13 protein-coding genes and 1 other annotated feature are annotated in these 14,025 nt (G+C 45.1%); all 13 genes read left to right on the top strand.

Annotated features, from left to right (window positions below; all coding sequences use genetic code 11):
* The 13 genes from VP98_RS16720 (at nt 1) to rpsL (ending at nt 14,006) form a co-directional block, all read left to right on the top strand.
* Nucleotides 1-510: an NYN domain-containing protein gene (locus VP98_RS16720; RefSeq protein WP_046176534.1), complete on the top strand. Its 510-nt coding sequence runs from the start codon at nt 1-3 to the stop codon at nt 508-510.
* A 99-nt stretch (nt 511-609) separates the two neighbouring features.
* Nucleotides 610-1,227: an RNA polymerase sporulation sigma factor SigH gene (gene sigH / locus VP98_RS16725; protein WP_046176579.1), complete on the top strand. Its 618-nt coding sequence runs from the start codon at nt 610-612 to the stop codon at nt 1,225-1,227.
* Between the two features lie 62 nt (nt 1,228-1,289).
* Nucleotides 1,290-1,436: a 50S ribosomal protein L33 gene (gene rpmG / locus VP98_RS16730; RefSeq protein WP_046176535.1), complete on the top strand. Its 147-nt coding sequence runs from the start codon at nt 1,290-1,292 to the stop codon at nt 1,434-1,436.
* 32 nt (nt 1,437-1,468) lie between these two features.
* Nucleotides 1,469-1,654, top strand: coding sequence for a preprotein translocase subunit SecE (secE, locus tag VP98_RS16735; RefSeq protein ID WP_046176536.1), 186 nt, complete (start codon nt 1,469-1,471; stop codon nt 1,652-1,654).
* 372 nt (nt 1,655-2,026) lie between these two features.
* Nucleotides 2,027-2,563, top strand: coding sequence for a transcription termination/antitermination protein NusG (nusG, locus tag VP98_RS16740; protein WP_046176537.1), 537 nt, complete (start codon nt 2,027-2,029; stop codon nt 2,561-2,563).
* A 164-nt stretch (nt 2,564-2,727) separates the two neighbouring features.
* Nucleotides 2,728-3,153: a 50S ribosomal protein L11 gene (rplK, locus tag VP98_RS16745; RefSeq protein WP_045851841.1), complete on the top strand. Its 426-nt coding sequence runs from the start codon at nt 2,728-2,730 to the stop codon at nt 3,151-3,153.
* Nucleotides 3,154-3,260: 107 nt separating this feature from the next.
* Nucleotides 3,261-3,965, top strand: coding sequence for a 50S ribosomal protein L1 (rplA, locus tag VP98_RS16750; protein ID WP_046176538.1), 705 nt, complete (start codon nt 3,261-3,263; stop codon nt 3,963-3,965).
* Nucleotides 3,966-4,034: 69 nt separating this feature from the next.
* Nucleotides 4,035-4,177, top strand: a sequence feature (ribosomal protein L10 leader region).
* A 58-nt stretch (nt 4,178-4,235) separates the two neighbouring features.
* Nucleotides 4,236-4,736 carry a 50S ribosomal protein L10 gene (gene rplJ, locus VP98_RS16755; protein ID WP_046176539.1) on the top strand — a complete coding sequence of 167 codons (501 nt, stop codon included), beginning with the start codon at nt 4,236-4,238 and terminating at the stop codon, nt 4,734-4,736.
* Nucleotides 4,737-4,809: 73 nt separating this feature from the next.
* A complete protein-coding gene (gene rplL, locus VP98_RS16760; protein WP_046176540.1) occupies nt 4,810-5,172 on the top strand; it encodes a 50S ribosomal protein L7/L12 in 363 nt (120 codons plus the stop codon).
* A gap of 71 nt (nt 5,173-5,243) precedes the next feature.
* A complete protein-coding gene (locus VP98_RS16765) occupies nt 5,244-5,843 on the top strand; it encodes a class I SAM-dependent methyltransferase (protein ID WP_046176580.1) in 600 nt (199 codons plus the stop codon).
* Between the two features lie 242 nt (nt 5,844-6,085).
* Nucleotides 6,086-9,640, top strand: coding sequence for a DNA-directed RNA polymerase subunit beta (rpoB, locus tag VP98_RS16770; RefSeq protein ID WP_046176541.1), 3,555 nt, complete (start codon nt 6,086-6,088; stop codon nt 9,638-9,640).
* A 91-nt stretch (nt 9,641-9,731) separates the two neighbouring features.
* Nucleotides 9,732-13,322, top strand: coding sequence for a DNA-directed RNA polymerase subunit beta' (gene rpoC, locus VP98_RS16775; RefSeq protein ID WP_046176542.1), 3,591 nt, complete (start codon nt 9,732-9,734; stop codon nt 13,320-13,322).
* Nucleotides 13,323-13,583: 261 nt separating this feature from the next.
* The gene (gene rpsL, locus VP98_RS16780) at nt 13,584-14,006 is read left to right on the top strand and encodes a 30S ribosomal protein S12 (RefSeq protein WP_046176543.1); all 423 of its coding nucleotides are present in this window, start codon (nt 13,584-13,586) and stop codon (nt 14,004-14,006) included.
* Nucleotides 14,007-14,025 lie beyond the last annotated feature (19 nt).

The raw sequence follows: 14,025 nt of genomic DNA on the forward strand, positions 1-14,025 counted from the left end.
ATGGATATTCTCCTTGTTGATGGTTATAACATGATCGGAGCGTGGCCCGAGCTTCGCCGTTTGAAAGAGACGGATTTTGCCGGGGCACGTGACCGGCTTGTCACGCTTATGGCTGAATATCAGGGCGTACACGGCTGCCGGGTTATTATCGTATTTGATGCGCATTTTGTAAAAGGCACCGAAAAAAAATACCGCGATGCCAGGGTAGAAGTCATTTTTACACGAGAAAATGAAACGGCAGATGAACGGATTGAAAAGATGGCGATTGAATTAAATAACGTACGCGACCAGGTGACCGTGGCCACTTCTGACTATACAGAGCAATGGGCAGTGTTTGGCCAGGGAGCTCTCCGCATTTCAGCACGCGAACTTTTAACAGAATTGTCTATAACGCAGAAATCGATCCAAAAAAACCTCGGCGAAATTAGTGACATCAGGCCTCATGCAAGAATTCCACTCGACAAAGAAACAGCAGAAACATTTGAAAAATGGCGAAGAGGAAAAAAATGAAAGATTGACGAAGAAAAAAATGGTACTGTATACTAATCCTAGCGAAGATTGACAGGCGGAGGGGGATGTGTAGGCGTGAACCGTTCGATAAGTGCAGAGATGGAGATATTTAGTGATGAACAACTAGTGGAGCTTGTCCACAGCGGAAACAGCGAAGCCCTCGATTTTGTCATTCAAAAATATAGAAATTTTGTCAGAGCTAAAGCTCGTTCTTATTTTTTAATTGGGGCCGACAAAGAAGATATCGTTCAGGAAGGGATGATTGGCCTTTATAAAGCTGTACGCGACTATAAAGGGGACAAGCTTAGCACATTCCGGGCTTTTGCCGAGCTGTGTATTACGAGGCAGATTATTACTGCCATTAAAACTGCAACCCGCCAGAAACATATCCCGCTTAATTCCTATGTCTCTCTCGATAAGCCAATTTATGATGAAGAATCAGATCGGACGCTTATGGATGTACTGACAGGAACAAAAGCGAGCGATCCGCAGGAATTAATTATTAACCGCGAGCAATTTTCCAGTATTGAAGGAAAAGTAAACGAGCTTTTAAGTGATTTAGAACGGCAGGTGCTTGCTCTTTATCTCGATGGCCGTTCGTACCAGGAAATTTCAGAAGAGTTGAACCGCCATGTGAAATCAATTGACAATGCCTTGCAGCGAGTTAAGCGGAAGCTGGAACGGTATTGGGAGTTTAAAGAGATTACCATCCAATGAAACTTGACGAAATACCGCTTTCAATGGTAAGTTTTAAGAATTGAAATGGTAAGGTGATAAATATGGCAAAAAAAGTGCCGCTTGCGTGCTCTGTATGCGGATCACGCAATTACTCGACGACGGTCAATACAGCCAGCGGCGAGCGCCTTGAAATAAAAAAATTTTGCGGTGTCTGCAATCAGCATACTGTGCACAAACAGACGAAATGACACCGGAGCATTTCTTTTGGAGGTTTCAGCAAATGTCACGCATTACGCAATTTTTTCGTAACGTGCGTTCTGAAATGGGTAAGGTCAGCTGGCCGAAACGGAAAGAGCTTACAACGTATACAATTACGGTTGTTTCGACAGTAATTTTTCTTGCTCTTTTTTTCTCGGTTGTGGATCTCGGTATTTCGACGCTCGTACGCTGGGTTTTAGAACTGTAATCAGCTACTTGGAAAATTACTTGAATACACAGTGTTTTTTCCGTGCTATAATGGATAATATGAATAGAGGCCAGGAATGCCGCATTGCCCGGCAGCGCCTTCGTGACCCGCATCATGCGGACCTGAAAAGCCCGTTTAACGGGTTTTTTCATTTGGCTTGAAATTGGTTCAGAAAGCTGTCCGGCTTTAGGGACTGCCAGCCCGGGAGTTCACCGCGGATCGTGTTTTAAAGCGGGAGTCCATGCAAGCCGGGGGAAGCAGAGACAAAGGTGCCTCTGGCGCAGGGCTCATCACAGGTGGCCGTCAAAAGCTATGCATTGTGCGCTTTTCTTGTTTAAAATGAAAAGGAGGGAAGGACACAAGTCCCTTTCTATGGAAAAAAATTGGTATGTTGTTCACACGTATTCAGGTTATGAAAATAAAGTAAAAGCAAATTTGGAAAAACGCGTTGAGTCAATGGGGATGCAGGACAAAATCTTTCGGGTGATTGTGCCGGAAGAAGAAGAACGCGATGTGAAAAATGGAAAAGAAAAAGTTACAAAACGAAAAGTCTTCCCGGGTTATGTGCTTGTCGAAATTGTTATGACCGACGATTCGTGGTATGTAGTGCGGAATACTCCGGGCGTTACAGGCTTTGTTGGCTCTGCCGGCCACGGCTCTAAGCCAACTCCGCTTCTTCCGGACGAAGTAACATCCATTTTAAAGCAGATGGGCATGGAAGACCGCCGTCATGAAGCAGACTATGAAATCGGTGAAACGGTTACGGTTAAAGAAGGTCCGTTTGCAGACTTTGAAGGCACAGTAGAAGAGATTGACCAGGACAAAGGGAAACTGAAAGTACTTGTCAATATGTTTGGCCGTGAAACACCGGTAGAACTTGATTTTGACCAGGTCAATAAATTATCCTGAAAAACGGGTTGAAATCTTGTGTAGAAAGTGGTAATATTTCTTAGGTCAGTATGTACGTACTGCCTAAGACTTATTTTATAATCATCTTTATTTAAATAAAGATAGACAGAGTGGGAGGGGCAAAGCCCCATGTACCACATCACGGACTTAAGGAGGTGTGTCTCGTGGCTAAAAAAGTAATTAAAGTCGTAAAACTGCAAATTCCTGCAGGTAAAGCAAACCCTGCGCCGCCGGTTGGTCCGGCACTTGGTCAAGCTGGTGTTAACATCATGGGATTCTGTAAGGAATTCAATGCGCGTACAGCAGATCAAGCAGGATTGATCATTCCGGTTGAGATTTCGGTTTTTGAAGACCGTTCATTTACATTCATCACAAAAACTCCGCCTGCAGCTGTTCTTTTGAAAAAAGCAGCTGGTATCGAATCAGGATCTGGAGAGCCGAACCGCAACAAAGTTGCAACGGTTAAGCGTGATAAAGTGCGTGAAATTGCTGAAACAAAAATGCCTGACCTAAACGCAGCTGACGTTGAAGCGGCTATGCGTATGGTTGAAGGTACTGCCCGCAGCATGGGTATTGTGATCGAAGACTAATCAGTTGTCTGTTTTTGGAGGTTGCGAGTGAAGTAGCGATACTTCATCCGCAGCCTTTATTCGTGGGAGGTAAATTCCGCTATAACCACATAAGGAGGAAACATATAATGGCGAAACAAGGTAAAAAGTTTCAGGAGGCAGCGAAACTCGTTGACCGCACGAAACAATATTCAGTAGAAGAAGCAATTGAGCTTGTAAAGAAAACAAGCACAGTAAAATTTGATGCAACAGTAGAGGCGGCTTTCCGTCTTGGCGTTGACCCGAAAAAAGCGGATCAGCAAATTCGTGGAGCGCTTGTTCTTCCAAACGGAACAGGTAAAACTCAACGTGTTCTTGTGTTCGCGAAAGGCGAAAAAGCGAAAGAAGCTGAAGCTGCAGGTGCAGACTATGTAGGCGACAGCGACTTCATCAACAAAATCCAACAAGGCTGGTTCGAATTCGATGTAATCGTAGCGACACCTGACATGATGGGCGAAGTTGGTAAATTAGGCCGCGTTCTTGGACCAAAAGGCTTGATGCCAAATCCGAAAACAGGCACAGTAACATTTGATGTAACAAAAGCAATCCAAGAAATCAAAGCTGGTAAAGTAGAATACCGTGTTGATAAAGCAGGTAACATTCACGTACCGGTTGGGAAAGTATCTTTCGACAGTGAGAAGCTTGTTGAAAACTTTACAGCGATTTTTGATACAATGATGAAAGTAAAGCCTTCTGCAGCAAAAGGCGTTTACATGAAAAACATCTCTGTTACATCAACAATGGGTCCTGGTGTGAAAGTAGATGCAGCATCTTTCTCAGCAGTAAAAAATTAAGTTGACAGCATAAAGATTTTCTGTTAAAGTAGAATCTGTTGAGTTTACAACAGTAAACAGCAACTTAATAAAATATATACATTTGTACCGTAGACAGCAGGGGCTTACGCTTAATTATCCTGCCGAGGACTTGCGAAATAGATTGCGCGGCTTTTCGTCCGCTTTTCGTGCCTCCATGTCTTCCGGGACATGGAGGCTTTTACGTTTCCTAAACGGTATAAAATAATTGAACGTTTTTCGTTCAGATAAATCTTACAGGAGGTGTAGCAGATGAGCAGCGTTATCGAGAAAAAACAAGCAGTTGTTGGTGAAATCGCCGACAAACTAAAAAACAGCCCATCGACAGTTATCGTTGACTACCGCGGTCTTTCCGTGGCACAAGTAACGGAACTTCGTAAGCAGCTTCGTGAAGCAGGCGTTGAGTTCAAAGTATACAAAAATACGATGACTCGCCGTGCAGCTGAGCAGGCAGGTATCGAAGGACTTGGAGAGTTCCTTACAGGTCCAAACGCAATAGCGTTCGGTGCTGAGGATGTTGTGGCTCCAGCGAAGATCTTGAACGAATTCGCGAAGAAAAACGACGCACTTGAAATTAAAGCTGGTGTTCTTGAAGGAAACTTCGTATCGGTTGAGGAAGTTAAAGCACTTGCAGAACTTCCATCACGCGAAGGACTTCTTTCTATGGTACTCAGCGTTCTTCAAGCGCCAATCCGCAACTTCGCTCTTGCAGCGAAAGCAGTGGCCGATCAAAAAGAAGAGCAAGGCGCATAATTGCCAGGCAAATCGTATAGCGGTTTAATGAATAAAAAAACATTTTTAAAACACACTAAGGAGGAAATACAAAATGTCTAAAGAGCAAATCATTGAAGCAATCAAAGAAATGTCCGTTCTTGAATTGAACGACCTTGTAAAAGCAATCGAAGAAGAATTCGGCGTAACAGCAGCTGCACCAGTTGCAGTAGCGGGTGCTGCAGGCGGCGACGCAGCAGCAGAAAAAACAGAATTCGACCTTATCCTTGCTGGAGCAGGCGACCAAAAAATCAAAGTTATCAAAGTTGTTCGCGAAATCACAGGCCTTGGCTTGAAAGAAGCGAAAGAGCTAGTTGATAACACACCAAAAGCGCTTAAAGAAGGTATCGCGAAAGAAGAAGCTGAAGAGCTTAAAGCGAAACTTGAAGAAGTTGGCGCTTCTGTAGAAGTGAAGTAATTTTTTGATACAATGACACAAAAGTCCGCTGGTTCTGCAGCGGGCTTTTGTTGTTGAAAGGGGAAATGATTGTGTCAGACCATTATTTTTCCAGAAATCCGAACAGTGAAACCCGTCCTCAGCAATTTGAGTTTTTCCTGCGTGGAAAATCATTTAAGTTTGAAACAGACGCAGGGGTTTTTTCAAAATCAGAAGTGGATTTTGGATCGAGGCTGCTGATTGAAACGTTTGAATGGCCTGAAATCGAGGGGCCTGTACTGGATGCGGGCTGCGGTTATGGTCCGATTGGCATTTCCATTGCCTTTGAACAGCCGGAACGAATGATCCATATGATTGATATTAATGACCGGGCACTCGCGCTGGCACGTGAAAACGCGAAAAGAAACGGTGTTGATAACGTGCGCATTTATGAAAGTGACCGTCTGCAGAGTGTATCAGAGAAAGGTTTTGCGGCCGTATTGACAAATCCGCCTATCCGTGCGGGCAAGCAGGTTGTTTTTGATATATTGCAAACGGGCTTTGCAAAGCTTTTAAAAGGCGGCGAATTATGGGTCGTTATTCAAAAGAAACAGGGAGCTCCATCTGCTATAAAGGAAATAGAGCGGCTGGCCGGTTCATGTGAAGTCGCAGCAAAGGCAAAAGGGTATTTTATTTTGCGTGCGAAAAAATAATTGACCCTAAAAAAACCGTATGCTATTATTGTAAAATGCCAATATAATATTTGTGCCCGTTTGTCAATGAGAATATTTTTTTGCTAAAATGGGAACAATGACAACAAAATAGGGCCAATTGTGATAAAAATGAGGTTTTCTTTGAAAAAACCTTTTTCTTTTTGTCTTGTTGAGTATGAAAATACTCCGCCTAATGAATAATTTATAGGCAATAATAACGCTTGATTTGAGGGGTGAATCAGTTGACAGGTCAACTAGTTCAGTACGGACGACACCGCCAGCGTAGAAGCTATGCGCGCATTAGTGAAGTATTAGATTTACCGAATTTAATTGAAATTCAAACAGCCTCCTATCAATGGTTTCTTGATGAGGGTCTGCGCGAAATGTTCCAGGACATTTCTCCGATTGAAGATTTCACAGGTAATCTGGCACTGGAGTTTATCGATTACAGCCTGGCAGAGCCCAAGTATCCCGTGGATGAGTCGAAAGAGCGTGATGTCACGTACTCTGCACCGCTCCGCGTGAAGGTCCGTCTATTAAATAAAGAAACGGGCGAAGTGAAAGATCAAGAAGTTTTCATGGGCGATTTCCCGCTTATGACCGAAACAGGAACATTCATTATTAATGGTGCAGAACGCGTTATCGTTTCTCAGCTCGTTCGTTCTCCAAGTGTGTATTACAACGGTAAATTGGATAAAAACGGAAAGCGCGGTTTCACTGCGACTGTTATTCCAAACCGTGGTGCGTGGCTTGAATACGAAACAGATGCCAAAGATATTGTGTATGTCCGTATCGATCGGACACGCAAATTACCGATTACGGTTTTACTGCGTGCGCTTGGGTTTGGCACTGATCAAGAAATCATCGACTTGCTTGGTGATAATGAATATTTGCGGAACACGCTTGAAAAAGACAACACTGAAACCACAGAAAAAGCGCTGATTGAAATTTACGAGCGCCTTCGTCCAGGTGAACCGCCAACTGTTGAAAATGCGAAAAGCCTATTGGTTTCCCGCTTTTTTGATCCGAAGCGGTACGACCTTGCCAGCGTAGGACGCTATAAAATGAATAAAAAGCTTCACACGAAAAACCGTTTGTTTGGCCAGCGTCTTGCTGAGCCAATTGCAGATCCGGAGACTGGTGAAATTATTGCGGAAGCAGGGACAGTTCTTGACCGCCGCATGCTTGATAAAGTTACTCCGTTTCTTGAAAATGGCGCTTCATTTAAATCATATCGCCAGAGCGGCGGCGTGATTGAAGATGAAATGACCGTTCAGACAATTAAAGTATATGCACCAAACAGTGAAGAAGAGCAGGTTATCAATATTATTGGCAACGGCTTCCCGGAAATGAACGTAAAGAATATCACACCAGCCGATATCATTGCGTCGATTGGTTATTTCTTCAACCTTCTTTACGGAGTGGGCGATACAGACGATATTGATCACCTTGGCAACCGCCGTCTTCGTTCAGTAGGTGAATTGCTGCAGAACCAATTCCGTATCGGGCTTTCCCGTATGGAACGGGTTGTTCGTGAGCGTATGTCCATTCAAGATACCCAGACGATCACACCGCAGCAATTGATTAATATTCGTCCGGTCATTGCGTCTATTAAAGAGTTCTTTGGCAGCTCTCAGCTTTCACAGTTCATGGACCAAACAAACCCGCTTGGTGAACTAACGCATAAACGCCGTTTATCTGCATTGGGTCCGGGTGGTTTGACTCGTGAGCGCGCGGGCTTTGAAGTACGTGACGTTCATTACTCCCACTATGGACGGATGTGCCCGATTGAAACGCCGGAGGGACCGAACATCGGATTGATCAACTCTTTATCTTCGTTTGCGAAAGTAAACCGTTTTGGGTTTATTGAAACGCCGTACCGCCGTGTTGATCCAGATACGGGCTGTGTAACGGAGCATATTGACTATTTGACAGCCGATGAAGAAGACAACTATGTTGTTGCCCAGGCGAATGTACCATTGAATGAAGATGGCTCATTTGCAGAAGAAGAGGTTGTTGCCCGTTTCCGTGGTGAAAATACCGTAGTAAAACGTGAGCGCGTGGACTACATGGACGTTTCGCCGAAGCAGGTTGTATCGGCTGCGACAGCGTGTATTCCATTCCTGGAAAACGATGACTCCAACCGTGCTCTTATGGGAGCAAACATGCAGCGTCAAGCTGTGCCGTTGATGCAGCCGGAAGCACCGATTGTCGGAACAGGCATGGAATATGTATCTGCAAAAGACTCCGGCGCTGCTGTTATTTGTAAATATGAAGGGATCGTTGAACGCGTGGAAGCGCGTCAAATTCTTGTCCGCCGTGTTCAAGAAGTAGACGGCCAGGAAGTAAAAGGCGATCTTGATAAATACAAGCTGCAAAAATTTATCCGTTCCAACCAGGGAACGTGCTATAACCAGCGTCCGATCGTTACTGTCGGCGACCGTGTGAAAAAAGGCGAGATTTTAGCAGATGGCCCGTCAATGGAGCTCGGTGAACTGGCTCTTGGCCGTAATGTTCTCGTTGCGTTCATGACATGGGACGGCTATAACTATGAAGATGCGATTATCATGAGTGAGCGTCTTGTGAAAGACGATGTATATACCTCTATTCACATTGAAGAATACGAGTCGGAATCACGTGATACAAAGCTTGGACCTGAGGAAATTACACGCGATATTCCGAATGTTGGCGAAGATGCATTGCGCAACCTTGATGACCGCGGAATTATCCGTGTTGGTGCAGAAGTAAAAGATAATGATTTGCTGGTTGGTAAAGTAACGCCTAAAGGTGTAACAGAATTGACAGCAGAAGAAAGACTGCTTCATGCTATCTTTGGTGAAAAAGCACGTGAAGTACGTGATACATCGCTTCGTGTTCCTCACGGCGGAGGCGGTATTGTTCTTGATGTAAAAGTCTTTAACCGTGAAGACGGAGATGAGCTGCCGCCGGGTGTAAATCAGCTTGTGCGCGTGTATATCGTTCAGAAACGGAAGATTTCTGAAGGGGATAAAATGGCCGGCCGTCACGGTAACAAAGGGGTAATTTCCCGTATCCTTCCTGAAGAGGATATGCCATTCCTGCCGGATGGAACTCCAGTTGATATCATGCTTAACCCGCTTGGCGTACCATCCCGTATGAACATTGGCCAGGTCCTTGAGCTTCACCTAGGTATGGCTGCACGCTACCTGGGTATCCATGTTGCATCTCCAGTATTTGACGGTGCAACTGAGGATGATGTGTGGGAGACAATCGAAGAAGCCGGCATGAGCCGTGATGCGAAAACCGTCTTGTACGATGGCCGCAGCGGTGAGCCGTTTGATAACCGTGTATCTGTTGGGATCATGTATATGATCAAGCTTGCGCATATGGTTGACGATAAGCTCCATGCGCGTTCTACAGGACCATACTCACTTGTTACGCAGCAGCCTCTTGGCGGTAAAGCCCAATTCGGCGGACAGCGTTTTGGCGAGATGGAAGTGTGGGCACTCGAGGCATATGGTGCCGCTTATACACTGCAAGAAATCTTAACGGTTAAATCCGATGATATCGTTGGACGTGTAAAAACATATGAAGCGATTGTCAAAGGTGAAAATGTTCCAGAACCAGGTGTTCCTGAATCATTTAAAGTATTGATTAAAGAACTTCAAAGTCTAGGCCTGGATGTGAAAATTATGTCAGGCGACGATCAGGAAATTGAAATGCGCGACCTTGAAGATGAAGATGATGTGCAGCAGGCCGATACGTTAAATATCGCTCCTGAAGCCGCTGGAATTGAATCAATCGTATCAACGGACTAAACCATTAAATAGCATTTCGTCCAAAAAGCGCTCCTGGCGCTTTTTGGGCGCTTTCAAGGAAATCGGTAAAAAGAAAAGGGAGGTAGGCCCCTTGCTGGATGTCAATAATTTTGAGTATATGAAAATTGGTCTTGCTTCACCTGATAAGATTCGTTCATGGTCTTACGGAGAAGTGAAAAAACCGGAAACAATTAATTACCGTACATTGAAGCCTGAAAAAGACGGCTTGTTCTGCGAACGAATCTTTGGTCCTACGAAAGACTGGGAGTGCCATTGCGGCAAATACAAACGTGTCCGTTATAAAGGAGTAGTTTGTGACCGCTGTGGCGTTGAAGTAACAAAGGCGAAAGTGCGCCGTGAGCGTATGGGGCACATTGAACTGGCTGCGCCTGTTTCGCATATTTGGTATTTTAAAGGAATCCCAAGCCGGATGGGCCTTGTCTTAGACATGTCTCCGCGTGCTTTGGAAGAGGTTATTTATTTCGCTTCATACGTGGTTACCGAATCAGGTGACACAGCCCTTGAAAAGAAACAGCTTCTTTCTGAAAAAGAATTCCGCACATACCGTGATAAATATGGCAACAAGTTTCAGGCATCTATGGGTGCAGAAGCAATCAAAAAGCTTCTTCAGGACATTGACCTTGATAAAGAAACAGAACAGTTAAAAGAAGAATTGAAATCAGCACAAGGGCAGCGCCGTACACGTGCAATTAAACGCCTTGAAGTCATTGAAGCATTCCGTCATTCAGGCAACCGCCCGGACTGGATGATTTTAGATGTACTGCCGGTTATCCCGCCAGAGCTTCGCCCAATGGTACAGCTTGACGGTGGCCGCTTCGCAACGTCTGACCTGAATGATTTGTACCGGCGTGTTATCAACCGGAACAACCGTCTTAAACGCTTATTAGATCTTGGGGCACCAAGCATTATCGTTCAAAACGAAAAACGCATGCTTCAAGAAGCAGTAGATGCGCTTATTGATAACGGACGCCGCGGGCGCCCGGTAACAGGACCAGGTAACCGCCCATTAAAATCTCTTTCTCATATGCTAAAAGGGAAACAGGGCCGTTTCCGTCAAAACCTTTTGGGTAAACGGGTTGACTATTCTGGCCGTTCCGTAATCGTTGTTGGTCCGAACTTGAAAATGTATCAATGCGGCCTTCCAAAAGAAATGGCACTTGAGCTTTTCAAGCCGTTTGTTATGAAAGAATTAGTTGAGCGTGGACTTGCACACAATATTAAAAGTGCAAAGCGCAAAATCGAGCGTGTTCAATCTGATGTATGGGATGTACTCGAAGAAGTTATCCGTGAGCATCCAGTTCTGTTGAACCGTGCCCCAACTCTTCACCGTCTTGGAATCCAGGCATTCGAGCCGACGCTTGTAGAAGGGCGCGCTATTCGCCTGCATCCGCTTGTATGTACTGCATACAATGCCGACTTTGATGGCGACCAGATGGCCGTTCACGTACCGCTCTCAGCTGAAGCGCAGGCAGAAGCCCGTATGCTGATGCTTGCTGCGCAAAACATTCTGAATCCAAAAGACGGAAAACCAGTTGTTACACCTTCACAGGATATGGTTCTCGGTAACTATTACCTTACGCTTGAACGTGAAGGAGCAGTAGGGGAAGGTTCTATTTTCAAGGATACAAACGAAGCGATTTTGGCCTATCAAAATGGATACGTTCACTTGCATACACGTGTAGCAGTGGCCGCTTCTTCACTGGAAAACCAGACCTTTACCGAAGAGCAAAACAAAAAGCTTCTTGTTACGACGGTAGGTAAATTGATCTTTAACGAAATTTTGCCTGACACGTTCCCGTACATTAACGAGCCAACAAGCAGTAATCTTGAAGAGAAAACACCGGAGAAGTACTTTGTGGATGCGGGTGTAAATGTTCCTGAGCATATCGCTAAACAGGAAATTGTTTCTCCGTTCAAAAAGAAAATACTTGGTAACATCATCGCAGAGGTGTTTAAACGCTTCAAAATTACCGAAACGTCTAAAATGCTTGACCGTATGAAAGACCTCGGCTTCAGACACTCGACAAAAGCGGGTATCACTGTAGGGGTAGCGGATATCGTTGTTTTAGGTGAAAAAGAGGAAATTCTAAAAGAAGCACAGGCCAAAGTGGATAATGTTATGAAGCAGTTCCGCCGTGGTTTAATTACGGAGGAAGAGCGCTATGATCGTGTTATCTCTGTATGGAGTGCGGCAAAAGATGTTATCCAGGGCAAATTGATGGAATCTCTTGATAAGCGTAACCCGATCTTCATGATGAGTGATTCCGGAGCCCGTGGTAACGCCTCGAACTTTACGCAGCTTGCTGGTATGCGCGGATTGATGGCCAACCCGGCCGGCCGGATTATCGAGCTCCCGATCAAATCTTCGTTCCGTGAAGGTCTGACAGTACTCGAATACTTTATCTCTACACACGGTGCGCGTAAAGGTCTTGCCGATACGGCCCTGAAAACAGCCGATTCCGGTTACTTGACACGCCGTCTCGTTGACGTAGCGCAGGATGTTATTGTACGTGAAGATGACTGCGGAACAGACCGCGGCCTGGAAATCAGCTCGATCAAAGATGGTACAGAAATTATCGAAGCGCTTGAAGAACGTCTGGTGGGCCGTTATTCACGCAAAACGATTAAGCATCCAGAAACGGATGAAGTGCTTGTTCGTGAAAACGAACAGATCGATGAAGACCTGGCAAAAGTAGTTGTGGAAGCAGGCGTAGAAAAAGTATGGATCCGTTCTGCCTTTACATGTAATACGCGTCACGGCGTATGTAAAAAATGTTATGGACGCAACCTGGCAACCGGCCAGGAAGTGGAAGTCGGTGAAGCGGTTGGTATCATTGCAGCCCAGTCAATTGGGGAGCCAGGTACACAGCTTACAATGCGTACGTTCCATACCGGCGGTGTAGCTGGAGATGATATCACACAGGGTCTTCCGCGTATCCAGGAGATTTTCGAAGCGCGTAATCCGAAAGGCCAGGCGATTATTTCGGAAATTAATGGAACCATTACATCTATTACCGAAGGCCGCGACCGCCAGCAGGAAATCACGATCCAGGGAGAAGTGGAAACACGCACGTACACAGCTCCTTATACAGCCCGCTTGAAGGTGGCAGTAAATGATCAAATTGAACGCGGCCAGGTTCTAACGGAAGGTTCAATTGATCCGAAAGAATATTTGAAAATCAAAGATGTTACCTCTGTACAGGAATACTTATTGCGTGAAGTTCAAAAAGTATACCGTATGCAGGGGGTAGAAATTGGTGATAAGCACGTCGAGGTAATGGTTCGCCAGATGCTTCGTAAAGTACGTGTGCTTGAAGCGGGAGATACCGATGTTCTTCCGGGAAGCCTGCTTGAAATTCATCAGTTCCGTGATGCAAACGAAAAAGCCCTTCTTGAAGGCGGTATACCGGCAACCGGACGCCCGGTACTTCTTGGTATTACCAAAGCATCGCTCGAAACGGATTCCTTCCTTTCAGCTGCGTCATTCCAGGAAACGACTCGTGTCCTCACAGATGCGGCAATCAAAGGAAAACGCGACGAATTGCTTGGCTTGAAAGAGAACGTCATTATCGGAAAACTTGTTCCAGCAGGTACCGGTATGCAGCGTTATCGTCAGTCTGAAGCGAATTTAAGAGAAGAAGAATCTGTTACAGTAGAATAATTTTTATCGGCGCTTGGGACAAAACAAGCGCCGGTAAATTTTTTTGAAAAGAATAGTTGACACTGGAAAATGAAAATGATACTATGATCAAGGTGTTCCTGTACGACATATCTTTATGTATGGAGATAGGACCAAAAATCATTTATTTGTTACTATTCGCAAAGAACGTTTTTGCAGGTTTACTGCAAGAACTTTGTTTTTGCCCAAAAATGAGCCACCTGGAAGTGTGGGCTTAGAAAAAAAGGAAGGGAGGATCTTTACATGCCTACTATTAATCAGTTAGTACGTAAGCCTCGTAAATCAAAGATCACTAAATCGAAGTCTCCGGCGCTTAATAAAGGATTCAACAGCTTCAAGAAATCCCAAACAGATGTACTTTCTCCGCAAAAACGCGGTGTTTGCACACGTGTTGGTACAATGACGCCGAAAAAACCGAACTCAGCGCTTCGTAAATATGCGCGTGTACGCTTGAGCAACGGTATTGAAGTAACAGCTTATATCCCTGGTATTGGCCATAACCTTCAAGAGCACAGTGTCGTTTTGATCCGCGGCGGACGTGTTAAAGACTTACCGGGTGTACGTTACCACATCGTTCGTGGTGCGCTTGATACTGCCGGTGTTGAATCTCGCCGTCAAGGCCGTTCTAAATACGGTACAAAACGCCCTAAAGCACCAAAAGCATAATAAAAAAACACATAACTTG

This window comes from Domibacillus indicus, assembly GCF_000970685.1.
Taxonomy (GTDB): domain Bacteria; phylum Bacillota; class Bacilli; order Bacillales; family Domibacillaceae; genus Domibacillus; species Domibacillus indicus.